The organism is Agarivorans sp. TSD2052 (assembly GCF_023238625.1).
GTDB lineage: Bacteria > Pseudomonadota > Gammaproteobacteria > Enterobacterales > Celerinatantimonadaceae > Agarivorans.
In genome coordinates this window covers 1,356,203-1,381,349 of the sequence record NZ_CP096670.1, presented here as the reverse complement: position 1 = coordinate 1,381,349, position 25,147 = coordinate 1,356,203, and the positions used below count along the sequence as shown (strand labels likewise).

Sequence of the window (25,147 nt, the reverse complement as noted above, 5' to 3'; positions counted from 1 at the left end):
TATGTATATAATATGAAGATTTTACTCACCGGCGGAACCGGCTTTATCGGTTGCCGTTTAGTCAAACACTTACAATTTAGTCACGAACTAACCGTATTGTCACGTAATCCTATAAAAGCTTACCAAAAGCTCGGTCATAATTTGTTAGCAATACCTTCGCTAAAGGACCTAAAGGATTTAAACGACTACGACGCTGTGATCAATTTGGCTGGTGAGCCGATTGCCAATAAACGTTGGACAGAGCAACAAAAGCAACGAATATGCAGTAGCCGCTGGCAACTCACCGAGCAAATAGCCGAGCTATTTAAACAAAGCGAACACCCCCCTCATACCTTCATCAGCGGCAGCGCAGTTGGCTACTATGGCGAACAGGGTCAACAAGAACTCGATGAATCGAGCATTATCGAAGATGACTCATTTCCTCATCAAGTCTGTAAAAAGTGGGAACAAATAGCTTTGCAAGCCGCTTCTGAGCAAACTCGCGTTTGCCTATTACGCACCGGGGTGGTGATAGGTATCGAAGGGGGGGCATTGTCTAAATTGCTTCCTGTTTTCAGATTAGGTCTGGGTGGGCCTATTGCCCATGGTCAACAGCAGATGTCGTGGATCCATATTAGCGATATGGTAGAAGCGATTATATTTTTGTTAAACAATAAGCATTGTCAGGGAGCTTATAACCTAACCGCCCCTAACCCTGTCAGTAATCAAGCATTCAGTGAGGCCTTAGCTAAGCAGCTAAAACGCCCTTGCTTACTGAGAACCCCTGCTTGGCTAATGAATTCAGCCTTAGGTGATATGGCCAGCCTGATTGTTGGTGGCCAAAAAGTATTACCAAAGCGCTTAACTAATGACGGTTTCAACTTCCGCTATAAAGATTTGAGCCATGCTTTCAAAGAGATATTAGCTCGCGCTTAATCACCGCAAGTTTTAGGGCTTATTTTCACCAAAAGAGTAAGCGACCACTTGGCTGATTACCGTTAAGGGCATGCTGCTTTGTAGCTGCCAGCCGTTAAAGACCTGCTGCACAGCATTAAGGCCTTTGGCACTTGTGGGGGCTTTATTAACCACTCCTCTGCTGACTAAATACCCCACCACATCATTCGACAAAATAAATGTATCTTTACCCATACGACGTAATGCATAAGAGGCCGAGTTACCACCAAGGCGAGCGCCTTGTTTTTTTAGCATTAACCACAGGCCCACAATGTCGTCGCTAGGCCACTGGGCAATAAACTTGGCAAAGCTGCCATGCTCACGGGCAATGTCTATGATCAATTGCGCGTTGTGCGGCACGGTAATAATTTTTTGGCGATTACGAATAATGCTCGCGTCGTTGCACAGCCGCTCAATGTGGCTATCGTCTAACATCAGCATTTTCTCTGGGTCAAAATCAAAAAAGGCACGTTCAAAATCTGGCCATTTGTTCTCTACCACTCGCCAAACAAAACCAGACTGAAAAATCGTTTTAGTAAAAGCCGACAACCAACGGTCGTCACTAATGCCAGCCAAATACTCACTACTCAATGGTGTAGTAAGTATCTGTTGTAAGGCGGCGTCCCCGCCTTTTCGTTCAGCAGCTCGCTGCCAAATTGATGAGAAATCTTCAACCAAAGCCATCATCCTTATTAATCGAGAAGCAAACACTATGCTTAATATGCGGCTAATTCTAAACTGTATTTCAGGTTTAGGTCACTGCTGTTTAGCATTAATTGAGTAATTTTGTCCGCGGCTTAAGGCAGGTAGGCGCTTTCAGGTTTGTGGATGGCTTATACAATAACAAGGTGTGTCTTCATGCACCCACCAATCACCTAAGTAATAAGTGATTGAACAGTACGAGCGACCACTTGCGGTACGCTCGCATTGTCGATCTATTCTACCTGTACCGCGAGCTTAATGACTTAAGCACGCTAGCAACTGGTCTTCTAAGTTCTCATCAAGCTGGTTTGCAATAATTTCTATACGGCTTTCTTGGCAGTCGTCTAGTTCGGCTTCGCTTAAGCCATCGCTGGTGTAGTTGTAGCCAAATACACCGCTGCTCGTAATAAACACCGCTTTTATACGCTCTACTTTTAGGCTAAGTAGCAGTGCGCGCAACTTCTTTCGGTCAAATACTTTGGTGGGCGCAAACCGCCAACCAATGCTATTAAAGCCTTCACCTTGATTGCTGGCTTTTAGGTAACCGCTCTCGGGGATCGGCAACTCCGACGCCAGCGCTTTTTTATGGCCATGGTGATGATGCTCATCTGCCGCATAATTGCTGGCGGTGGCGCCTTGCAAACTGGCAAGATCTATCCTGCCGTGCTCACTAAACTGCACTTGCGCGCCTTTACGGCCATGTTGCGCTACATAGTTAATCAGGGCTTGTTTATCGTCGGCTTGATAAAGATCTAGCTTATTGCCAATGACCCTATCGGCAATGGCAATTTGCTGATTAAACGTATCGTGGCTGGTGTAGCGCGAGTCGGCTAAATGTCTTGCGTCTACGAGGGTTAAGGTTTTGTTTAACGACAGCACTTGCTGGTAGTACTTGGACGAGAGGACTTGTAGTACTTCTTTGGGGTGGCCCAATCCAGTTGGCTCAATCAGCAATCTGTCTGGCGTTGATTCACTTAACAGCTGGTTTAAGGCAATTTGCATCGGCAAACCGGCCGCGCAGCACATGCAGCCACCGGGCACTTCACGAATATAAACCCCCTGCTGTTGGTGCTGACCTTGCAATAACGCGCCATCGATGCCAATTTCACCAAACTCATTGACCAATACAGCCCAGCGCTCGTTCTCTGGTTTATTGCGCATTAACTGCAAAATAGCCGAGGTTTTACCCACGCCTAAAAAGCCGGTGATAATGTTGGTAGGTACGGTGCTAATTGGCTGGCGCTTACTGCTCATGGTGTTGTATTCCAGTGGTTGCTTATTCAGTTTATGGGAGTTCAGTTTTTAGAGTCATTAGATTGCACTATTTGGCGCAGTCGCAGTTTTCATGCTCATGCTGGTGACATAAGCGGTAATTAAGCCAGTGTCCTATTGCCACCGACGTAGCTCCCAATAGAGTCAGCGCTTTTTCGCCAATTTCACCCATTCTATCTTCGCCTAATACAAGAGCCAATACTAATAATGCTAGGCCTATAAAACCCCACACCAGCACTTTAATACGTTTATGTTGCTTACAGCCCATGGTTAGGGCGTAAATGCTAACCGGTAACACTGCCCCTACCATCCAAAGATGAAAGGCTTCGTTCTGTAGCGGCAACGCGACCATGCTGGGTACCAATATAAATACCAAGGGCAAGGCCAAACAATGAATAGCACACGCAAAGGATAACCCTATGGCAAATTTGTCGCTTATAGCTTGAGATACTTTCATTAACCCTTCTTCCTTGATTTTTAAGTCGTTTGTTGCTTAAGCCGCTTGTTGCATACAGTCGTCACACAGGCAGTTCATTTCTAGCTGTTGGCTCACTAAGGTAAAACCAGCCTGTTGGGCGTTTAGTTTGAGTTCGGCGATGGTTGAGGCAGCAATACTGATTTCTTTTACTTTGCTGCATTTGCCACAAATCAGAAACTGAGGTACGCCATGACTATGGCTGCAACAAATGTGCGCACAGGCAACATATTTGTTAGCCAAACTAAGCTTGTGCACCAAATGCTCGGTTTCTAAAAACTCCAGTATTCGATACACAGACATAGCAGGAATACTCTCATTAAACAGCTGCTTACAGTAATCAATCAGCTCATAAGCAGAGAGCGCTTTATTAGATTGCACTAAACCAGACAATACCTGTTTGCGTTTGTTAGTTAGGCGAACTCCTCGCTGCATGCAGTGTTGCTCGGCATGTTTAATAACGCTATCACATTGATCCATAATGAAAACTCACGCTCTGTTTACTGGGTGTGTGGTTAAACTCAAACAAATGTTACGTTGTAACATATCATTAATGCAAGCTTTGATTTTGCATTTTTGATTACGTTTTTTTTACCAAGCCAAACGCGAGTAATGAAGATGAATTTAACAACAAGGATTAAGCTGCTGAGAGGGTATCGCTGTGTTTCGCGGTTACCAGCAAGTTTATATAGAGACTTGCAGCATACTCGCCGACAAAACAACGCTATAAAGACTGAGGTTTATAGCGGATATGAGATGCCAACTTATTGGCCGACTTGGCTGAAATTACACGCTTATTAACGGCGGATAATAATAGAGGCCTCTAGCGCGAAGCTTTGCCCTAGCTCTTGGGTGATTTGTTGTTTTAGTAAGTCCAATTGTTGGTCACTCATGGCCTGTTTGCTTACCAACTGTAGGTGCAAGGTTAATGGTTTGGCGCTTCGTGCGCGCACCGTTCTTACCAATACGTCGTTAAAGGTTTTGCCCTGTAAACGCTGCACAATTCTGGCCTCTTCCGACAAGCGGTTAAAACTAAACACCAGTGGCACACTCACTAAAGCAACGGCCACTAAGGCGATGGCTAGGCCCTTTTTGGCGCGAGTAAAAGGTGCATAACCTAAGGCTAAAAAGGTTAACGCTGCCGAAAAAACAATACCCGCTAAGTTAGTTAAAAACAGTAATAAGGCGCCAGATGCTACCGATATATCTAACCAACCTAAACCAATGCCAGCTACCGCTAAAGGCGGTACCAAGGCCACTGCAATAGCCACACCCGCTAAGCTTTTGGCGGCATCAATTCGTGCATGGGCATAAGCGCCAGCTATGCCTGAGATAATGGCCACTCCCAGATCTAACAAGTTGGGACTAAGCCGCGCGGCAATTTCTGGAGTGACTAGTTCCATAGGAATAATGAAACTAGCGGTAGCAGCAAACCCTAAGGCCACACACAAACCAGTGGTTAAGGTGCGGATACTGGCGGTCATTAAACTCGGGTCTTGGCGGGTTAAGGCCATAGACAAGGAAATAATGGGTGCCATTAACGGCGCGAGGATCATCGCACCAATAATCACCGGTGCCGAACTGGCATATAAACCAATGGTGGCTAATAAAGTAGATAACACCATTAAGGTAAGAAAAGCTGGCGAAGTAGTGGCGTTATCACGCAACAATTGATAAAGCTCTTTAAATTCATCGGTGGCTGCGTGAGCGATCCACGGTAACGGTCGAGCAGCCATTGCGTTAATGGCTTCGCCTTCTGGAAGGTTAGTAATTTTGCGACTTTCTTTTACTGCCACCACATTGTCTTGGCACACCATGCCCACGGCTGGCAGCATAGACAGCGCTCTATGTTGACACTCTACGTTTAACTCGTTGCCATTTTTCTCAATGCCGTCATGCCAATAAACGATCTCTCGTTCGGCATTAATGGTGATTGACTTAGTTTTAATTAAACTTAGGAAGCGTGGTTTTCTGACCACCCGGCCAAACATAGCCAGTACTAAGAAACGAAACATCTCCATGATGCTACGCGGCGCGATTAACATGCTTTCTAACATGCCATCATTACAATGGGAATCTGGCAGAATTTGTTTCGATAACATTGAACCATGAGCATGTTCGACCACCACCAAGCCCACCACCGATGTTTCAAGGCAAGTTTCACTCGCCGTTGTGATAGCCAGCTTTTGTGGTTTAATTTGGCCAATTTTTTTTATGTTCAACCACGTTTGCGCCATACGCTGTCGCCATGATGCGTTATGCCCCCCGGGGCGCAGATTAAAACTATGTCCAACAACCAGATGATTGAGCACCACTTGCTGATTACACCGTAACAAGTCTATTTGAACAGCTTCAGTTGTTTGAAAGTGTTGTATCGCTTTTTCCAAATTAGCCGTCAAACCAAACGCCCGCCGCGCATGACTTCCCTTAGGGTGTGGCAGCACTGCAATAAGCCATTGCTGGCCTGTCGCCAAATCAATAGCATCAGCCAAGTCTTTATCACTGAGGTAACAATACACCAAACTACCCGCTTCAAATTCTGGAGGTTCGGCGCTATCCCAAGATTTAGGTAAAATCACCGTGTCAAATAAAGGGAGTATCTTTTGGCTTACTTGCTCACTAGCACTCGACTCAAACAATAAAAAGCTATCTGCCATTCCTGTGTCCATACAAGAGTTTATGGTTTTACTCAGCATGGAGGCTGTTTTTTCAAACTGCAAGTAAGTTGTCACAAATAGTGTGAATTGAATGGCCGAGTAAACGTAGAAAAACCATTAGCATGTTCCGTTCATTGACTGGCCAGCATTCGCACAATTAGTTTCAAATTTGTACAAACCGTTCAATCATCCAAAAAAACTCAGATTAATCTTTGCCAGCTCTCATCCAGCGTACGCTGCAAGATAAGATCTCGCCAAAGCCTTAAATAACCGGCGTTTAGACGGCTAAGCGGCTAGTTAAATAGTAAAAGAGTCAGGTTTTCGCTACATGTTTGGGTGAAAGCGCCGCTATTCTTCCTTAGCGTATTCTGCTATAACTGGCCTGAAACACTAAGAGTTCAGGCTGTTTTCCAAGGAAAGTACAGAATATGAACTCAATAAAAATAATTAACTATAAACACAACAAGGACTATTATGAAACGTGTCATTCAAACAGCAATTGCTGCAGTTACGCTTTTATCAAGCGCGGCATTTGCGCAACAAACGCTGCTACAAGAAATCACCGAAAGTGGAGAGTTACGCGCTTGTTTTGATGCTGGCTATATGCCTTTTGAAATGAAAGCTAAAAACGGTCAATTCATCGGTTTTGACATCGACTTAGGCAAGCAAATGGCTCGCGCCATGGGCGTAAAATATGTACCTGTAAATACTGCCTGGGACGGAATCATTCCTACCTTGCTTACTGGCAAGTGTCATCTAATAATGGGCGGTATGACCATTACTCCACAACGTAACATGCAAGTTAACTTTGCAGACCCTTACGTTGTCATCGGCCAATCAATTCTATTGAGCCCTAAATTAGAAGGTAAAGTAACTAGCTACCGTGAGCTAAACAGCGACCAATACACCGTAGTCACTAAATTGGGCACGACTGGTGAAGGTGCAATTAAGCGCTACTTACCGAAAACTAAAGTAAACTTGTTTGAAACCCAGTCTGAAGCCGTATTAGAAGTGACCAACGGTAAAGCCGATGCCTTCATCTACGACTTACCTTTCAACGCTATTTACGCGGCAGAGAACCAAGGCCAATTGGTTCACCTAGACCAACCATTTACCTTTGAACCATTAGGTTGGGCGGTACGCCAAGGTGATCCAGACTTTTTGAACTTCTTGAACGGCTACTTGCGTCAAATAAAAGGTGATGGCACCTACGACCGCATTTACGACAAGTGGTTTAAAGATGATGCTTGGTTAAAACAAGTTCAATAGAAAGACCTAAGTGGCGGCCTATAATCGCCACTTTTCTTTAGCGTGTCGCACCCTTTTGCGGCACAGCTAAAGTAAAACTAAAAATCAATAAAAGAGCTTTAGATGCAAACTCAAGCAAGCAAACTTCTGTGGAATGGCGTTTTTGTGGCCATTTTACTTAGCCTATGTGGCCTAATTTACCTCTCAGGCGAAAAAATTGACTATAACTGGAACTGGCAACGCGTTGTTCCTTACATTGTAAACAACGAAGCCGCCAGCGTTAGCGCTCCGCAAGATGGTTACATTGTGGCCAGCTCTACTGGACAACTGCAACTAGTATCAGATGCTGGCGATATCCTGGTGAACTTAGCTGATTATGAAAACATCAGCGTTTATGAAGGTGATTTAGTTTTTGAGGGCGACCAACTAGCGTCTTCAGAAGAGTGGCGTATTGGCCCACTGACCGAAGGGTTAATCGTTACTGTAAAAATATCTATATGGTCGCTTTTCTTTGCTATTTTTCTTGGCCTAATTATTGGCCTGATGCGCATTGCCGATAATCCAGCCCTACGCAAATTAGCGATTACCTACATCGAAATCATTCGTGGTACTCCGCTATTAGTACAAATTTTTATTGTTTATTTCTTTATTGGTACGGTCTTCGATCTCGAGCGTTTTACCGCTGGTATCATTGCTTTATCCGTATTTACCGCAGCCTACGTGGCCGAAATTATTCGAGGGGGTATTCAATCAATCCCCAAAGGCCAAATGGAAGCCGCTCGGTCCTTAGGAATGAATTACCCACAAGCGATGGTGAATGTCATTTTACCGCAAGCATTCAAACGCACGCTTCCGCCTATGGCAGGCCAATTTATTAACCTTATTAAAGATTCTTCACTGGTATCGGTTATTTCAATTACCGACCTGACCAAAGCTGGCCGAGAAGTGGTAAGCGGCAGCTTCGCACCTTTTGAAGTATGGTTTACCGTTGCGCTACTATACCTAGTACTTACCAGCAGCCTATCTTGGGCTATTCAACGCTTAGAAAAGAGGTTAGCTGCCAGTGACTAAAGATTATCAAGGCGACGACATGATCGTTGCAAAAAATATTAATAAAATTTATCCCAATGGCTGCCATGCATTAAAAGATGTTTCAGCTAGGGTTTCGCGTGGCGAAGTGGTGGTAATTGTCGGGCCTTCAGGTTCAGGTAAATCGACCTTTTTACGAACGCTAAATCAACTTGAAACCGTGAGTAGCGGCAGTATCCATATTGATGGTACCGACATGTATGCTAAGGGAACCAATATCAACAGCTTGCGCGAAGAAGTCGGTATGGTGTTCCAAAACTTCAATCTATTCCCACACAAAACTGCCCTAGGTAACGTAATGTTGGCTCCGCTAAAAGTGGCTAAACGGCCTAAGCAGCAGGTGGAAGATGAAGCCAAGGCCTTAATGCTTAAGGTCGGTTTAGCCGATAGAATGAGCAACTACCCATCGCATTTATCGGGGGGCCAACAACAACGAGTAGCCATAGCACGAGCATTAGCTATGCAACCCAACATTATGTTGTTTGACGAACCTACATCGGCCTTAGATCCTGAAATGGTGGGTGAAGTACTAGACGTAATGAAAGGCTTAGCTAACGATGGCATGACCATGGTAGTGGTAACCCATGAAATGGGCTTTGCTCGCGAAGTGGCCGACCGAGTATTGTTTATGGAAGAGGGTGAGCTACTCGTGGAAGCCTCGCCCAGTGAGTTTTTCGACAAGCCAGCTCATCCAAGGCTGAAGCAGTTTTTGTCTATGGTTCTGTAATTACGTTGCTAAATAAACGCTAAACAAAGGGAGCTAAGGCTCCCTTTGTTTGCTTGCCAAATACTAAACAGTCCTAACTAAACTGTTGCCAAAAGGCACGCACAATTTCTTTATCGGCGCGCTCTCGTAGCTTGATTAAATAAATAGACTCTTGGCTTCTATAGGCAAATTGTTCCACTTTTAATGACACCAGTAGGCCTTGCTCGAGTTCCTGCTGTACGATGTGCTCTGGCACCCTTGCCCAACCTAATCCCGCTAACAACAGTTCTTTCTTTATGTGGTAGTCATTTACGTACCAGCGCTGCCCCCCTGAAATGACGTTAATGTTGTCTGAACACTTCCCTGTACCTGAATCGGCCAGCAAAATATGCGGCTTATTACGCAGCTTACTTTGCTTTAGCACCTGCTCATGCTGCTTTAACAATTGTGGTGCAGCCACCGTTATCATGCGAATACTCGCTACTTCAATAAAATTAAAGCGAGCATCTAAGCCAATATTTGGCGCTAAGGCTAAATCTGACTGTTGCTTTAGCAGGGACTCTAAAATCCCAGATAAATGGCCAGAACCTAGTTTGAGCTGCAAGTTAGTAAATTGCTTGCCAAAGGCTTCTATCTTGCTAACTAAGGGGGGTAAATAGCACATAGGACTTAGGGTGAGTGAAAGCTCGGGATCAGCGCCCTGAGCAAGTTCGTGGCCGAGCAATTCCAACTCATTGGCCTGCTTTAACAAGCTTTTGGCTTTCACCAAAAAGCGTTCGCCTTCTGTAGTAAGCGTTGGTCGATAGCTACTGCGATTAAACAGCGTAATTGAAAAGTGCAGCTCTAAACTTTTAACAGATGCACTTAACGTGGGCTGGGTTTTGTTTAAATGCTGCGCTGCTGCGCGAAAGCTACCTAGCTTGGCAACACTAACGAAGGCACGTAGCTGCTCATAATTCATGGCTATCCTAGATGTAAATAATCTTCATGTTCAGCTTAAACTATATAGAAAAATATAATCAATATTATCCAAATAAGTAATTATTTATCTTTCATATAATTTGTTATTCTGCACGCACATTCACAAGCTCAATGGCTTACATTGAAAGAGGTAAAGTGGATAGCACGATCATTATCTTGCACTTAGTCGCCCTCTTAACGGGTGTTTCCAAATTCTCAATTGGTGGAATGGGCGCGCTTATTTTGCCACTATTGTTGATTGCCTACCCCGGCGGGCAAGCCCTTGCCATTCTCATCCCATTGTTTTTGTTCACTGACCTACTCACTATGGCGGTGTATCGTCATCAAATCTCCTGGCGGATCCTCGCTAGGTTACTGTTATTTATGGTAGTTGGCAGTGGGTTTGGCGCATTGCTCTTGTCTTACTTAGATACCAGCCGGTTCACTCTTGCCATTGGTAGTATCATTATTGGCATGTTGGTTTTGAGCATCTATTTAGAGCGCAGTAACTCTCAGTGTATGAAAGCGCCTGCTGTGGCCGCTGGCAGCGGAGTATTTGCTGGTTTCATTAGCATGACTGCCAACTCAGCCGGGCCTATCATCAGCTTATATATGATGCAGCAACAATTAGGTAAAACCAGTTATATAAGCACTCGTGCTTGGGTAGCAGGCCTGGTAAATGTTGCCAAAGTGCCCTTATTAATGAGCATCGGTTTACTCAATTTTGAGACGGCAAAAACCAGCTTAAGTGCTCTTCCTAGCTTGTTATTAGGTTGTGCCTTAGGTTTTCTTATTCTTAAGAAGGTAAACCTCAAACAAATGACTTGGGCCATTAGAGTGTTAATTTTTGCTGCGGCCATAAAACTATTAGTGAGTTAGCTTGAATGCCCTGAAGTTTAACGGTTCAGCCTTAGTACGACTGATAGGCATAAGTCAGTTTGTTTAGCAAAATGGATAAACATGTCAAAATCGTCTTGATTCAGGCTTGTCCTATCTGCTGTTCCATCAGCATAAATCAAGGCAATACAACGCCCATCAATAACGAGTGGAGCGAGAAAAAAAGGTTGTTCTCTACTGATACGACGGATCTGGGCATTCATAAGCGAAGCGTAGCGCGGGTTATTTTTGCCTTTAACCCAGATATTACGCTGGTCATTATAGGCTTGAATAAAAACCGTTTCGGTGCCTTTTAAACTCAATTTAAAATCAACTTTGTCTTGCTCAGGCTCTAAGCTGGTGACAAATCGAGGTATCAACTGGTCATGATTTTGATTAACCATTAGTACAATGACTCGATTTAAGCCGATCCCCCGCTGGATCCCTTCCATTGCCGTATGAATAACTAAATTAAGATCTGGGGTTTCTGTGGCCACTAAAGTTAATTCACGTAGCAATTGTAGTTGTAGATTTTGTTTAGTTTGCTCGTCAGTGTGTTCAGGTTCATCATTTGTATCACCATCCCTAAAACCAAAACTCAAGTATGGTTTCAAAGCCCCCGCCCCATAAGAAATCGCCAATTGACGAGTTTCTTCTGTACATTGATTTACCGCTTTGATTAGCTCCGGCAATGGGATCTGCATTTGCTCGGCAATATGCTTAAAGGCTTTTTGTCTAGCCGCTTGATCCTGATCGACCATGGCTTTACTAAATGTGTGAGCAAGATGAATACAGCGTAATTCTGGTGAGCGAGTATTGGGATCTTCCAAAGACTTAACTAACATGGTGCCCATATTCCAGTTGCTGGCTAAACCCACGCTTAGCTGTTGAAAACTGGTACCTAACAAGCCATGAACAATCTTCTCTTCTGTTTCACTCGATGACATTAACTCTTGATCTAAGCGCTCTGTCACCTCTCCACCGATTGTCCAAAAAGCCACTTCACCTAAATTATGTAACAAAGCCGCTATGTAGACTTCCTCTTGCGTTTCCTCGGCGTAATCTCGCAGCATCATCTTGGCCAACATAGCTGCGTGAAAAGAACGCGCCATCAACTTCAATACGCGTTTATAAACAGCCTCGCTAATATCATGGTTTTGCAACAGGCTATCAATCATTCTTGCGGTGATACAAATATGTTTCAAGCGGTCATAGCCTAAGATTACAGCAGCTCGACTAACGGTAGTTATTTGACTGCGGCTTCTATTATAACTAATGCTGTTTACGACTCGTAGGATGCGGGAAGTAAGACCATGGTCGTGCAATACCGACTGACCAAGAATGGCTAAAGAAGAAGTATCATCTTGAGCTATTTTCTCTAATAAGCGTACCGTTGCTGCTAGGGCGGGTAGTTCATGCTCACTAATCCGGTCGACCCATTGTTGGGTACCAAAAGTCTCTTTTCTCATCCGTTACTTACTTTAATTGGCTTACTAAGCAGTATGGCTGGAAAACAACAGAATTGGCCAACAATTTCGTAATATTTGTTATATAACTCAAGCCTTTAGTGACAAAGAAAACAATACAAGATATTTAAAATGTAGCTACTCGCTCTCAACGCACAGCACTAAGAGCGAACAATTGTTATTGAGCTTGCTCGACAGCTACACTCACAGCGACACTCGCGCCGACCATAGGGTTGTTCCCCATACCCACTAAGCCCATCATTTCAACATGCGCCGGAACCGATGAAGAACCAGCAAATTGGGCATCACAATGCATTCTGCCCATCGTGTCGGTGAGCCCGTAAGACGCCGGCCCAGCACCGACATTATCAGGGTGCATAGTTCGTCCGGTCCCCCCTCCAGAAGCCACGGAGAAGTATTCTTTGCCTAATAGTAAGCGTTCTTTTTTATAGGTGCCAGCAACAGGGTGCTGAAAGCGCGCAGCATTAGTAGAATTGCCCGTTATAGAAATATCAACATTTTCATGATGCATAACCGCGACCCCCTCTACGACATCATCAGTTCCATAACAGCGAATACTGGCTCTGTGGCCCTTACCGAACACTTTCTCTTTTACTATATTCAATGTGCCTGTTTGATAATCAAACTGAGTTTGCACATAAGTGAAACCATTCATACGAGCAATCATGTAGGCGGCATCTTTACCTAAACCATTTAAAATTAAGCGTAATGGCTGGTTTCTTACTTGGTTGGCGTATTCTGATATTTTTATTGCACCTTCAGCCGCCGCATAAGACTCATGCCCCGCCAAAAAACAGAAACAATCTGATTGACTAGACAATAAACGGGAAGCTAATTGGCCATGACCTAAGCCTACCTTACGCTGGTCAGCTACAGAACCTGGCACACAAAAGCTCTGCAAACCTTCACCAATCGATAGCGCGGCTTGTTCAGCGGTTTTATCTTGTTTTGAAAGTGCGATGGCAGCCCCCACCACGTAAGCCCAAGCGGCATTTTCAAAAGCAATAGCTTGAGTTTGTAACACGATGTCATGGGGATCAAATCCTCGAGATAGGCATAACTCCCGGGCCGCTTCCAGCGATGCAAGTTTATACTGCGCCAATACTTGGTTAATTCGCTCGATACGGCGCTCTTTTCCTTCAAATTCGACCATTATCTTGCCCCTATACTTTTCTTGGATCAACAAATTGAACGCCATCTTCAAAACGCCCATAAACCGACTTGCTGTCATCTAAAGCTTGATTTGCGTCTATTCCATCTGCAATAGCACTCATCATTTTTCCCATCTGTACGATTTCATAGCCAATAATTTCATTATCTTCATCCAATGCCATACGGGTTACATAACCTTCAGCTAGCTCTAGGTAACGAGCACCTTTCGCTTTGGTGCCATACGCCGTGCCCACTTGCGAGCGCAAGCCTTTGCCAAGATCATCTAAACCAGCACCTACTGGTAGGCCACCTTCAGAGAATGCGGTTTGGCTACGTCCATAAGCCAAATTTTCAAATACTGAACGCATGGCTACGTTTATGGCATCACAAATTAGGTCAGTATTTAACGCTTCCAATATGGTTTTACCGGTTAAAATTTCTGATGCCATAGCTGCTGAATGAGTCATACCTGAGCAACCTACGGTTTCAATTAAACACTCTTCGATAATGCCGTTTTTCACGTTAATTGAAACCTTGGTCGCGCCTTGGTGCGGAGCACAAGTTCCTACGCCATTAGACAAACCAGAGATATCGGTCACTGCAATGGCGTTCACCCATTTACCTTCAACAGGAATGGGGGAATTTCGATGATGAGGTCCTCGAGCTATTGGGCACATGGACTCAATAGTATTGGTAAAAGACATACTTAACACTCCTCAATTCAACCGTTTAATCAATAAGATAGACGATAAGTAACCAAGTAAAAAAGCCAAGCTCCGTGTAATGAGGAAATTGGCTATCTAAGTCATCAGATGTTTAATAAGGTAAACGTGAGCAATCTTTATCAGTTTGAATAGCTTGGTAAAGCGACTCACCATCACTGCCGTTAATAACGAGTTTAACCCGCACCCCGCGATACAAAGACTGCTGTTCCACTTTGCATATATCCGCTTTTATTTGTTGGGCAAACAACTCGGTGTCGTCGCGACTAAACACCTCCCGTGGCAAAGTTAGGTAATAATGTACTAAGTCCCCTTGCGCACTTGCTTGAGTTGCTATTGGTTTGCCTGAGAGCAGTCTTTGTTGATGATTGAAGCTAGCAGCTAAGGCTTGTGCAGCGTGGTCTCGAGTAGGAAGTGGTTCGGCAAAAGCAAGATTGATAAAGGCAAATATACTGCCAGAGAGTAGCCATACAAAATTACGTTTACGCATCAACATAAGCGACACTCAAAGTTAAACATCAAGCTTTGAGTGTAGTTACAGATGGCTTAAAGCAACAGGCCTCATCTACAAGAAAATACCACTAAGTGATACTTTTTGATTCTGATTGACTTAAATCTAAAGATTTGGTGGAGCTACGCGGGATCGAACCGCGGACCTCTTGCATGCCATGCAAGCGCTCTCCCAGCTGAGCTATAGCCCCGATATACGGTGGGATGTGAATTGGTGGAGCTACGCGGGATCGAACCGCGGACCTCTTGCATGCCATGCAAGCGCTCTCCCAGCTGAGCTATAGCCCCTAAATCACATTGCTTTCAAATCAATAAGCCTTGAAAGCGAGCAGAATTCTAAGCAGCCAGCCTTATGCTGTCAACCGTTTTTACTCATAAACGCTTCACCTGCTCATTTAGCCAACAATTAGGGCGACTTAAGTTCAATTTTTCTCAATATTGACAACGATAAACGACCTTTAGTACTGAACCGTTTTCTAAAATATCTAGTGATTCACACAACGACTCCACCAATAACAAACCTCTCCCAGAATACTGTTGGGGTTTAGCTTGTTGAGATAATTTTAGTTGGTCAAAACCCGCGCCACTATCCTCTACAACAATGGTAAAATCTCGATTCACTTTACCATCATAGCTAATCGATATTTTTACCCATCCCAACTCTAGTTGATCGGCCCTTAGCTTTCGTTGATGATAATAATTTTCAAAGCCCTCAGCGGAGTTTTTCAATGACGAATCAAGCTTTAACACACCGTGCTCATAGGCATTGTTGTATAGCTCACTGACCACCGTGAACAAAATATTCCGGTCAACATGATTAACTGACAACTCTTGGAGAGACGTCATCAATAACGGGATCGGCATGAGCGTTTTTAAACTATCCGCATCTAAACTTAATTGCCAAGTCCAACAGCCTTTTTGCACGGTGATATTTGCATTGCTGTTTTCTTCCAATGCGCTGGGGCGGCTCAGTAAATCAGGCAGTTCTACCATACTAATATCGTCAAGCTGAGGCGCATTTTGGCAAAAGGAATGCAGCTGTTCTTGAATAGAAGCAATGAAAGATGCGTGATCACGCTTATTCTTAATGGCGTGCTCTAAACGTTGCTGGCCAAACATTTGCTGATGTTGGTTTACTGCCTCGGTGACTCCATCACTTAATAACAAAACATGATCGCCCTTAAGCCACTTTAGTTGCTTAAGTTCAAATTCAAGATCAACTTGAATACCTAAGGGTAAACTTTCAGAAAGAGCCCTATCTCTGATATCCCCCAGCTGATTATTAAAGATAAGCAGTTCCGGCATTCCGCCATTCCATACGCGCAAAGATTGTTGCTGTAGTGATGCTTCGACTAAAATTCCAGCCATAAACATGCCAGTAGGTAATAAACGAAATAATCGTTTGTTTATTTGCTGAAGAATGGCGTCGGCAGAATAGCCTTTACGGGTCATACCTCGAAAAATATCTGCTACTGGCATTGCGCCAATTGCAGCACGCAGACCGTGCCCAGTAAAATCACCTAACAAGAAATTAATGTCCCCATTAGGCCGATATTCGGCAAACACCACGTCACCTGAAAAAGTAGAGGCGCTGTTTAAAGAAATCAATAACTCTTTATCTGCGCACAGAGAGTTACTCACCGCACTACTAAATACGCGCTCGGCTAACTCTTCTTCCTCTTGACGCTGAGAATGTAACCGGCTGATTTCATTATAGATAGCTCTTGTACGCTCAAACCCTAAGACCTTCGCTTTAAGCACAGCCTGGTGAACGGGTTTAAATAGAATGTCATCACCACCGCAAGCAATACACTTAACCAAGGAGTCTACATCGGTTTCTGCGGTGACAAATAGAATGGGGGTAAACTGGCGTCCGCTGATTTGCTTTATCTGTGCCGCCGCTTGGTATCCAGCCACTTCAGGCATAAATACATCCATAAATACAATATCGATATGCTGCTGCTTGAACAGGGTGACCGCTTCTTTACCATTTTCAGCAAAAATGACTTTATAGCCTATGTCACCAAGAATTTTCCCCAGCAATAAACGGCTAATACGAGTAGGATCTGCGACTAAGGCCGTACCTTTTACCGCTCGATTTAAAAAGCTAGCGATGTCATGCTCAAGCACTAGCTTTCAATTTTTAGCAGTTTGTCAAAATTAGCTACCTCTAGAATTTTCAAGATAGCTGGCGACGGTTTACGAATAATAAGCCCCATAGCCTGACTTTTTTCAGTATGCTCTTTCAATAAAAGCATCATGCCAAGTGCTGAGCTGTCCATGTAATCAGCAGCACTCAAATCTAAGATTAATTGCAGCCCCTCTACAGATATATTCTCGTAACATGCTCTAAAGTCGCGATGTAACGAATAGTCAAAGCGCCCTGCCACAATAATTGTCAGTTGGCCAAGCTCTCGATTTAATTGACTACTTATAGACATCTCTGCTCCTTGTATATACACACTATTAATTTTAGATAGTGACATCTAATTGTCTGACCGGTATTGATAACCAATCTAAACTAGCACCTACTAATATGAAAGAAAATATGAACATGCAACATCCTGTTTTTCTTGCTTAAAACCAACCATATCATTAGCTGATAGCCGATCACCATAGCAATTAGTGAACAAGCCGGACTAGCGGTCAACAATAATCACAAAACAAGCAACTATTAAGTTAACTACGGTGACGTAAGAATGGATCAGAAAACATTCAAATATATGAATTGAGTACCAAGCTTCCGCTAACAGTAAGATCCAAATGACGATACTTAAGGCTATAAATGAGATCTAAATTGGATTTTTATAAGGGGACCCACCGACAAAAAGCAAACTGTGAACTATTTCATGGTTTTCGAGCGTTGTTTTATCGCAATATGCCTTATCAGCTAATGCATATTAAAGGAACACGATGAGTATCAAGCTTCAATTGCAGTTCTTGTTAGCCCTAGGCTTACTTTTAGCCGCTTGTGGTAGCATATTATTGGTATAATAATTTAGCGGAAAGATTAAAAAAGCCAACTCAATATGAGTTGGCTTTTTATTATCTGAGCTAGGCCATTACCAGCTAGCTTTGTAAGCACGATAAGCTTTGTCCAAAGATTTAGCCTGTTTTTTACTTACACCTACATGGCTAAGAGCAAAACGCAAACGCGCTCGACTCATGTCTGAACCTAAAATAGCCATTGCATCAACCACCGATGTAGAGCTAGTTTTTCCGGTAATAGCTACAAATACAGGCTCAAGAAAATCACGGATCTTCACATCTAAGTGTGTAGACAATTGTTTAGCAACAGCAAAAACGGTGTCTTTATCCCAGCTGCGTTGTTCTTCTAATTGCCAAATAAACATCTGCAATAAACTACGCACTTGTTCTTCTTCTAGTTTACCCGCTGTCAGCAGTTCAGGCGCGTACTCAGGCATGCCAGAAACAAAGTGCCCCGCTAAAGGTGCTAAATCACTCATTACTTCAAGGCGAGCCTTAGCTTGTGGAATAATGCTCATCAACGTTTCTTGATTATACGCCCACTCTACTAGTCGTTGAGCTAACTGCTCATCACTTAACTCTTCGCGGATCCAAAGACCATTAAGCCACTTTAGCTTTTCAACATCAAAAACAGGCCCACCTAAAGAAACACGTTTCATATCAAAGTGCTCAATCATCTCGGCTAAGGTGAACTTTTCACGCTCATCTGGCATAGACCAGCCCATACGGCCAAGGTAGTTAAGTACCGCTTCTGGCAAAAAGCCCATTTTACGGTAGAAATTAATGCTGGTTGGATTTTTACGTTTACTTAACTTACTTTTATCTGGATTACGCAACAAAGGCATATGACCTAGCACTGGCGCTTCCCAACCTAAATCTTGATATAACTTAAGTAGTTTTGGTGCAGAGTTTAACCACTCCTCACCTCGGAATACGTGAGTAATTCCCATCAAATGGTCGTCTACTACGTTGGCTAAGAAATAAGTAGGCAAACCATCTGCTTTAAGCAATACCTGCATATCTATCTGTTGCCAAGGAATTTCTACTTCACCACGTAAGTAATCGTTAAAGCTAAAGCTACCCGACTCAGGTATTTTCATCCGCACAACGAAAGGTTTACCTTCCGCTAAATTCGCAGCCACTTCTTCTGTACTAAGTGTTAAACCACGACCGTCATATTTAGGTTGTAAACCTTCAGCCATTTGCTGCTTACGCATTTCATCTAATTCTTCAGAGCTTGCAAAACAATAAAATGCTTTACCTTCTTCAATCAGTTGCTGGGCATATTTTTTGTAAATATCGCTACGTTCGCTTTGGCGATAGGGGCCTACAGCGCCGCCACAGTCTGGGCCCTCATCCCACGCAAGACCTAGCCAACCAAGACTGTCATATAATGCTTGTTCTGATTCACGTGAGCTACGCGCTTGGTCAGTATCTTCAATGCGCAGAATAAACTCACCGCCATGTTGCTTAGCGAAACAGTAGTTAAATAGTGCAATGTAAGCGGTACCTACATGTGGGTCACCCGTTGGTGAAGGCGCGACGCGAGTGCGAACTGTCATGATTATTCTCTAAGTAAGTGTTAGACCGAAGTAATTGCCGCGGATTTTACCACACCAGCAAAAATTCGCTAGACAAGAGCCTTGCGAACATTAGCTTAAATGAGCCGAAAAATTGCCCTGCGAAGTTGCCATATTAGTCAATTTGACGAGATTTTGTGCAAGCAGTCATTTTCCTTAAAATTTGCGTTGACACCCACGCTGACCTCCCTATAATACGCCCCCACAAGACGGTCGCTTAGCTCAGTTGGGAGAGCATCGCCCTTACAAGGCGAGGGTCACTGGTTCAAGCCCAGTAGCGACCACCATATTTAAACAAATGGTTCATTGAACGGTTTGTAGTAAGACACAATTCGGTCGCTTAGCTCAGTTGGGAGAGCATCGCCCTTACAAGGCGAGGGTCACTGGTTCAAGCCCAGTAGCGACCACCATATTTAAACAAATAGTTCATTGAACGGTTTGTAGTAAGACACAATTCGGTCGCTTAGCTCAGTTGGGAGAGCATCGCCCTTACAAGGCGAGGGTCACTGGTTCAAGCCCAGTAGCGACCACCATATTTAGACACTAATGATTTAGTGTTTTTGGTGGGTAAGGGCGTCGCCCTACTCTCTACATGGCGAGAATCACAAGTTCAAGCCCAGTAGCAACCACCATATTTAAACAAATGGTTCATTGAACGGTTTGTAGTAAGACACAATTCGGTCGCTTAGCTCAGTTGGGAGAGCATCGCCCTTACAAGGCGAGGGTCACTGGTTCAAGCCCAGTAGCGACCACCATATTTAAACAAATAGTTCATTGAACGGTTTGTAGTAAGACACCATTCGGTCGCTTAGCTCAGTTGGGAGAGCATCGCCCTTACAAGGCGAGGGTCACTGGTTCAAGCCCAGTAGCGACCACCATATTTAGAAAGGCCTGCATCATCTGCAGGCCTTTTTATTGTCTGATATCTGAAGTTCGCTTAGCCAAATATAGAGCGGGAGAGCACCGCCCTCCTCTTTGCTAGGCGAGGGTCACTGGTTCAAGCACCGTCGCGACCACCATATTTAGAAAGGCCTGCATCATCTGCAGGCCTTTTTATTGTCTGATATCTGAAGTTCGCTTAGCCAAATATAGAGCGGGAGAGCACCGCCCTCCTCTTTGCTAGGCGAGGGTCACTGGTTCAAGCACCGTTGCGACCACCATATTTAGAAAGGCCTGCATCATCTGCAGGCCTTTTTATTGTCTGATATCTGAAGTTCGCTTAGCCAAATATAGAGCGGGAGAGCACCGCCCTCCTCTTTGCTAGGCGAGGGTCACTGGTTCAAGCACCGTTGCGACCACCATATTAAGAAGGCCTGCATTAATTGCAGGCCTTTTTGCTTTCTGGCGAATAGGAAACTCGAACCTATCGCTTAGCCAAATATAGAGCGGGAGAGCATCGCCCTCCTCTTTGCTAGGCGAGGGTCACTGGTTCAAGCACCGTCGCGACCACCATATTAAGAAGGCCTGCATTAATTGCAGGCCTTTTTGCTTTCTGGCAAATAGGAAACTCGAACCTATCGCTTAGCCATAAAGAGCGGGAGAGCACCGCCCTCCTCTTTGCTAGGCGAGAGTCACTGGTTCAAGCACCGTTGCGACCACCATATTAAAAAGGCCTGCATTAATTGCAGGCCTTTTTGCTTTCTGCCAAATAGGAAACTCGAACCTATTGCTTAGCCATAAAGAGCGGGAGAGCACCGCCCTGCTGGTTCGCTTTATAAAACGAAGATTAGTCCTCAGCTCCATATGGTAATAGTTATTTACATAAATCGGCTACTATTGCATTCCACTGCTGGGTGTTTCCATAAAAATCCGTATGAGGCAGCTTAATAAGCTCCCCCTTACGGGCCAATAATAAACTAGGAAACCCTGTCACCTGCCAACGTTGCATTAACCATTGAGTGTGCTCAATTTGTTGTTCAATAGCATTATGCTCTAATCCCTTGTCCCATTCCTGCTCAGAAATGCCTAGTTTTCCTGCTAAGTACTTTAGTACCTTGATATCACTAGTATCTTTAGCCTGAACAAAATGCGCATTTTGGATGGCCTTTAACATTTCAAAACCTTTTGCCTGAGTTCGCTCTACTAAGTCGATAGCTTTAGCGGTTAAATAAGAATCTAAGACTATTGTTTCATTATCGGCAATTTTTGTTTTGTAAGCTTCTCCAAATTGCTGACCAGTTAAAGACTCAATGCTTTGATCAAAGCGTTTTACTTTACTGCGAAAAGAAGCATCCATAACTTGTCGTTGAATCATCCCGCCTGCATACATTTTTAGTTCAACTCTAGAGTTCAGCCGCAACGCTTCCACTAGAGGGGTAGCACCGAAGCACCAGCCGCATAGCGGGTCGTAAAAATAATGTATTGTTACCACTTCATCTCCCCCATATGCACCTTGGCCCCGATATCAAGAGCTACTGCTAAGCCCGCAGATGGGTAAAGTGTTGTCATTTTCATGATAAGCGCATCGCTATCAGTGCTGTCACGTTTTGCCTTAGAAAAAGCCTCTAAATACTCTAGGGTATAGCTGATATTGCTGATTTCAAGTGAAGTACCAGCTTTCATATGACCAGGTATAACTTGCAGTGGTTGTAGTGCTTGCATTTCTTTGAGCTGCCTTTTCCAAGCCTCTAGAGCTTGACGACTTTGAGTATCTGCAGTCCAAACATGTAACTGCCCAAAAACCCCAATATCACCCAAGATCGTCTTACTCGATGGTATCCATAAATAAGGTCGATGAGCTAAAATACCGTCATCGGCCTTAATCTCTACTTTATATCCATCGACTGAGAATGAAGATGCCTTGTACGCATCAGGCAGCACTGGTGAGTTAGGAGCGTTGTTGAACATTTTAGGCCCCCAAAAAGCCAACTTGGCAGCCATTTTCTTGGCAATAGCATCTCTCACTGCGGGCGTAGCAAAGACCTTAACATCTGGGAACAACTGCTTAAGTGTTTCTACGCCAAAGTAGAAATCAGGGTCGGCTTGACTAACAAAAATAGTGGTTAAATGCTTACCTGAATCCAGTACATTGGCGGCAATACGTAATGCATCCGCTTTGGTGAATCCAGCATCAACCACCACTGCTTCTGTTTCACCATGAATCAGGGTGGAATTGACGTGAAAACTGTTTGAATCAGCGTTATATACTTTAAGTGTCAGAGGGGCTTCACTCGCGCCCCAAGTCGCGGTAGTAAGCAATAGCGAACTGGCTAATAATATTAGGTTATTGAGCATTTCTTATATCCATGTTTTGAGAAGACCATGAAATAGTAGGCACTTGACCTGCTCAAATATACACTCAATAATGAGCAACATTATTTCTTAATTCGTGCATATATGGATAGAGTAACTGCTGCGAAAGTATTTGTTGATGTCGCTCACTCAGGTAGTTTCACTGCAACAGGGGAGCGGTTAAACATGTCTCGGCCAATGGTGACCCGCTATATCGAAGCCATGGAAGATTGGTTTAACCAGCGCTTGCTACATCGCACAACCCGAAAAGTTAGCCTAACAACTGCCGGAGAACTGTGCTTACCTAATATTGAACAATGGCTAGATACGATAGACAATATGGTTGGTCAAGTCGCCCCAGTGAACGAGTTAGCGGGTTCAATCCGCATAGCTACCAGCATGTCCTTTGGACATTCTCAATTAATCGTAGCCCTCAGCGATTTTATGCAAAAGCATCCTAAAGTATGTGTCGATATAGACTTACAAGATAGCACCGCTGATTTGGTAAAAAGTCGTATCGACTTGGCAATTAGAATCGCAGCAAACCCTGCCGCTAGCTTAATAGGTAAGCCGATAGCTAAATGCCACTCAGTCTTGGTTGCTAGCAAGGCATATATGGCACGCCAACCTAGCCTAAAGCAGCCCGACGATCTTAGTGCGCACCAATGTTTAGGATACAGCAACTTTGATCAGCATATTTGGCATTTAAACCAGCGGGATAAACACCGTTCTGTAGCCGTTAATTGTCGTCTTAGCGCCAATGAAGCCACCACGCTAATGCAAGCTTGTCTCTGTGATGCCGGAATAGCGATGCTTCCCACCTATTTAGTTAATCCGCTTATCGCCGATGGTAGCCTATCAAGAGTACTGCCTGAATGGACACCTAATGAGATGAACATTTATGTACTTTACTCCTCAAGAAAACATTTGCCCGCAACCGTGCGGGCATTAATCGATTTTCTTAGTGTCTATTTCAACGCACACCCTTGGGAGTAACAGGCGTAAAAGTGAGAGGCTTTATGCCTCTATCTGCTTCCTGAAAAATTGGATCATTTCATCACGAGTTTTACGGTGGTTAAGATGAAAAATGTCCATCGGAAATAACAATTCAATCACCCCTGTATCAAACATGCGCTTCACTTCATACTCGTTGTGCGCAACATCTTGCTGATACATATAGTTTAACCAAGTGCGGTTGGTGTGAATAATAAACTCAACCCGCATTCCGCCAAGGCGAGCGAAAAACTTCATCATTGGCGTTTTATAACTCGACCCCACCGCCGAACCACGATATTCCGACCTATCGGTTAAGGTATCGGAAATATCTTCCAGTACCATTAAAGAGTTTGCTTGCGACGCACTGCGGGTTAAGTGCTTTTGAAAAGCCTTAATATCACTAACTGAATCTAGCACAGCCATTAACCCTAGCTCGTCGTCTACCGCAACGGCTGGGTTCTTCTGGTTTTTGCGCAGTAGTTTTAACACTTTAGCTTCTGGTGGTTTTTTACGAATAGATACATACACTGGGATCTTACGCTCCCCAACGGTGATACTACGCCGCTTGAGCAAGGTGAGCTTCTCACGCTCACCTTGCTGTACTAATTTTGCTTGGTGAGTATTCAACACCTTTACTTCAGAGCAGGCATAATCTTCTACTTGATGTTTAGAATGTAAATAAACGGGGTCGAGCTCGCCTATCTTCAGCTCATTACTCCACACATAACCGTTTAAAAATTTTAAGAATGCTGAGAACTTATTCTCAATTTCAGTTTCCCTCTCCCGTTGCTCAATACTGCCAGCTAAAGTCATCAGTATTAGCTTGCGCCGCGCTTCAAAGCGCGCCTTTTTATGGTAATCATCGTTAAACATAATCAACAATAACTCAACGGGGTTATTGGTGACTTCAATTTCGTTGGTATTTTCTATGTGTGAGGCATAAGGAGATAAAATTTTACCTTTTATGGAGTGAATCACTGCATCTGCAGTCCGCGCATACTCATCAATGCGGCTCTCAATTTCATTCAAGTTGCCATCAATACCAAACATATTACCAAGTAGATGCAAGGCACGCTCACTGCGTTGTTTACGTAAACTAGCATCATTAATTAGAGCTTGGATCTGAGAGAAGTTATCGATCCCCAAAAACTCAAAGATTTGACTACGTAAGGCTCGATACTTAGACACATTATTACTATCAAGCTGCAACTGCTTTACCCAAGTTCTAACAGATAAAGAAAACGGATGTACTACAACAGCATCACGACTCACCGCAAACGGGCCATCTTGCTGAAGGGAAGTAAAAACACTATTTGGAGAAAGAACCGACATAAGCTACCTAAACGCGAGCAACAGCAATAACTGACAATGATTAATCAAAGCAAAATATACACCAAACTGTATTAACAATCAGGTGCTTCACTCAGTCTGATATTTTATTTAAGCTTTTCTTGACCAAACGGCCAAAATAGCGCCTCATTTTACGGCAACAAACCAAATGATGTTGTCATTAACACTCGCCAGCGCGAGTTATGCCTAATTTTGATGCACCCCAGCACCGAA

At 43.9% G+C, this 25,147-nt stretch carries 22 protein-coding genes and 7 tRNA genes; 11 read left to right on the top strand and 18 right to left on the bottom strand.

What is annotated here, in order from left to right; translation table 11 throughout:
• Positions 1–12: 12 nt before the first annotated feature.
• A complete protein-coding gene (locus M0C34_RS06230) occupies positions 13–915 on the top strand; it encodes a TIGR01777 family oxidoreductase (protein ID WP_248714776.1) in 903 nt (300 codons plus the stop codon).
• Positions 916–927: 12 nt separating this feature from the next.
• Here the strand turns inward: M0C34_RS06230 and M0C34_RS06225 are convergent, their stop codons facing one another.
• The 5 genes from M0C34_RS06225 to M0C34_RS06205 all read right to left on the bottom strand — a co-directional run bounded on the left by M0C34_RS06225 (position 928) and on the right by M0C34_RS06205 (position 6,039).
• Entirely contained in the window at positions 928–1,617 is a 690-nt protein-coding gene (locus M0C34_RS06225; protein ID WP_248715605.1) for a DNA-3-methyladenine glycosylase I, read from the bottom strand.
• A 273-nt stretch (positions 1,618–1,890) separates the two neighbouring features.
• A complete protein-coding gene (locus tag M0C34_RS06220; RefSeq protein WP_248714775.1) occupies positions 1,891–2,889 on the bottom strand; it encodes a CobW family GTP-binding protein in 999 nt (332 codons plus the stop codon).
• Between the two features lie 67 nt (positions 2,890–2,956).
• Positions 2,957–3,364 (bottom strand): MerC domain-containing protein, encoded by a 408-nt coding sequence (locus tag M0C34_RS06215; protein WP_248714774.1) that lies wholly within the window; start codon positions 3,362–3,364, stop codon positions 2,957–2,959.
• A 36-nt stretch (positions 3,365–3,400) separates the two neighbouring features.
• Positions 3,401–3,862, bottom strand: a complete 462-nt coding sequence (locus M0C34_RS06210; protein ID WP_248714773.1) for a Fur family transcriptional regulator — start codon at positions 3,860–3,862, stop codon at positions 3,401–3,403.
• A 317-nt stretch (positions 3,863–4,179) separates the two neighbouring features.
• Positions 4,180–6,039 carry a TIGR00341 family protein gene (locus tag M0C34_RS06205; protein ID WP_248714772.1) on the bottom strand — a complete coding sequence of 620 codons (1,860 nt, stop codon included), beginning with the start codon at positions 6,037–6,039 and terminating at the stop codon, positions 4,180–4,182.
• 474 nt (positions 6,040–6,513) lie between these two features.
• Here M0C34_RS06205 and M0C34_RS06200 point away from each other — a divergent pair, with 474 nt between their 5' ends.
• The 3 genes from M0C34_RS06200 (at position 6,514) to M0C34_RS06190 (ending at position 9,103) form a co-directional block, all read left to right on the top strand.
• Positions 6,514–7,308 carry a transporter substrate-binding domain-containing protein gene (locus M0C34_RS06200; protein ID WP_248714771.1) on the top strand — a complete coding sequence of 265 codons (795 nt, stop codon included), beginning with the start codon at positions 6,514–6,516 and terminating at the stop codon, positions 7,306–7,308.
• A gap of 102 nt (positions 7,309–7,410) precedes the next feature.
• Positions 7,411–8,358: an amino acid ABC transporter permease gene (locus tag M0C34_RS06195; protein WP_248714770.1), complete on the top strand. Its 948-nt coding sequence runs from the start codon at positions 7,411–7,413 to the stop codon at positions 8,356–8,358.
• A 19-nt stretch (positions 8,359–8,377) separates the two neighbouring features.
• Entirely contained in the window at positions 8,378–9,103 is a 726-nt protein-coding gene (locus M0C34_RS06190) for an amino acid ABC transporter ATP-binding protein (RefSeq protein WP_248715604.1), read from the top strand.
• Positions 9,104–9,176: 73 nt separating this feature from the next.
• Here the strand turns inward: M0C34_RS06190 and M0C34_RS06185 are convergent, their stop codons facing one another.
• Positions 9,177–10,043, bottom strand: coding sequence for a LysR family transcriptional regulator (locus M0C34_RS06185; RefSeq protein WP_248714769.1), 867 nt, complete (start codon positions 10,041–10,043; stop codon positions 9,177–9,179).
• 155 nt (positions 10,044–10,198) lie between these two features.
• Between M0C34_RS06185 and M0C34_RS06180 the strand changes: the two genes are divergently transcribed.
• On the top strand, positions 10,199–10,921 hold the full coding sequence (locus tag M0C34_RS06180) for a sulfite exporter TauE/SafE family protein (RefSeq protein ID WP_248714768.1): 723 nt from the start codon (positions 10,199–10,201) through the stop codon (positions 10,919–10,921).
• Between the two features lie 17 nt (positions 10,922–10,938).
• Here M0C34_RS06180 and M0C34_RS06175 read toward each other — a convergent pair whose 3' ends face one another.
• From M0C34_RS06175 to gltX, 9 genes are all read right to left on the bottom strand, one after another.
• Entirely contained in the window at positions 10,939–12,387 is a 1,449-nt protein-coding gene (locus M0C34_RS06175; RefSeq protein WP_248714767.1) for an HDOD domain-containing protein, read from the bottom strand.
• Between the two features lie 175 nt (positions 12,388–12,562).
• Positions 12,563–13,558 carry a GGGtGRT protein gene (locus tag M0C34_RS06170; RefSeq protein ID WP_248714766.1) on the bottom strand — a complete coding sequence of 332 codons (996 nt, stop codon included), beginning with the start codon at positions 13,556–13,558 and terminating at the stop codon, positions 12,563–12,565.
• Between the two features lie 10 nt (positions 13,559–13,568).
• On the bottom strand, positions 13,569–14,261 hold the full coding sequence (locus tag M0C34_RS06165; protein WP_248714765.1) for an iron-sulfur cluster assembly scaffold protein: 693 nt from the start codon (positions 14,259–14,261) through the stop codon (positions 13,569–13,571).
• Between the two features lie 112 nt (positions 14,262–14,373).
• Positions 14,374–14,775, bottom strand: coding sequence for a hypothetical protein (locus M0C34_RS06160; protein ID WP_248714764.1), 402 nt, complete (start codon positions 14,773–14,775; stop codon positions 14,374–14,376).
• Between the two features lie 129 nt (positions 14,776–14,904).
• Positions 14,905–14,980, bottom strand: a tRNA-Ala gene (locus tag M0C34_RS06155).
• A gap of 21 nt (positions 14,981–15,001) precedes the next feature.
• Positions 15,002–15,077: transfer RNA gene (locus M0C34_RS06150), tRNA-Ala, on the bottom strand.
• Between the two features lie 144 nt (positions 15,078–15,221).
• A complete protein-coding gene (locus M0C34_RS06145) occupies positions 15,222–16,919 on the bottom strand; it encodes an ATP-binding SpoIIE family protein phosphatase (protein ID WP_248714763.1) in 1,698 nt (565 codons plus the stop codon).
• Entirely contained in the window at positions 16,919–17,230 is a 312-nt protein-coding gene (locus tag M0C34_RS06140; RefSeq protein ID WP_248714762.1) for an STAS domain-containing protein, read from the bottom strand. Before M0C34_RS06140 ends, M0C34_RS06145 begins: the two co-directional genes overlap by 1 nt.
• Positions 17,231–17,851: 621 nt before the next feature.
• Complete coding sequence (gltX, locus tag M0C34_RS06135) at positions 17,852–19,339, bottom strand: glutamate--tRNA ligase (protein WP_248714761.1); 1,488 nt, start codon at positions 19,337–19,339, stop codon at positions 17,852–17,854.
• Between the two features lie 229 nt (positions 19,340–19,568).
• Here gltX and M0C34_RS06130 point away from each other — a divergent pair.
• From M0C34_RS06130 to M0C34_RS06110, 5 genes are all read left to right on the top strand, one after another.
• A tRNA-Val gene (locus tag M0C34_RS06130) sits at positions 19,569–19,644 on the top strand.
• 47 nt (positions 19,645–19,691) lie between these two features.
• Positions 19,692–19,767: transfer RNA gene (locus tag M0C34_RS06125), tRNA-Val, on the top strand.
• Positions 19,768–19,814: 47 nt separating this feature from the next.
• A tRNA-Val gene (locus M0C34_RS06120) sits at positions 19,815–19,890 on the top strand.
• 146 nt (positions 19,891–20,036) lie between these two features.
• A tRNA-Val gene (locus M0C34_RS06115) sits at positions 20,037–20,112 on the top strand.
• A 47-nt stretch (positions 20,113–20,159) separates the two neighbouring features.
• Positions 20,160–20,235: transfer RNA gene (locus tag M0C34_RS06110), tRNA-Val, on the top strand.
• A gap of 875 nt (positions 20,236–21,110) precedes the next feature.
• On the opposite strand, the gene M0C34_RS06105 is transcribed toward M0C34_RS06110, so the two are convergent.
• Both M0C34_RS06105 and M0C34_RS06100 read right to left on the bottom strand, forming a co-directional pair.
• Entirely contained in the window at positions 21,111–21,728 is a 618-nt protein-coding gene (locus M0C34_RS06105) for a DsbA family protein (protein WP_248714760.1), read from the bottom strand.
• On the bottom strand, positions 21,722–22,591 hold the full coding sequence (locus M0C34_RS06100; protein WP_248714759.1) for an MBL fold metallo-hydrolase: 870 nt from the start codon (positions 22,589–22,591) through the stop codon (positions 21,722–21,724). Before M0C34_RS06100 ends, M0C34_RS06105 begins: the two co-directional genes overlap by 7 nt.
• 102 nt (positions 22,592–22,693) lie before the next feature.
• Between M0C34_RS06100 and M0C34_RS06095 the strand changes: the two genes are divergently transcribed.
• Complete coding sequence (locus tag M0C34_RS06095; protein ID WP_248714758.1) at positions 22,694–23,584, top strand: LysR family transcriptional regulator; 891 nt, start codon at positions 22,694–22,696, stop codon at positions 23,582–23,584.
• 21 nt (positions 23,585–23,605) lie between these two features.
• On the opposite strand, the gene M0C34_RS06090 is transcribed toward M0C34_RS06095, so the two are convergent.
• On the bottom strand, positions 23,606–24,916 hold the full coding sequence (locus M0C34_RS06090) for a hypothetical protein (protein ID WP_248714757.1): 1,311 nt from the start codon (positions 24,914–24,916) through the stop codon (positions 23,606–23,608).
• Positions 24,917–25,147 lie beyond the last annotated feature (231 nt).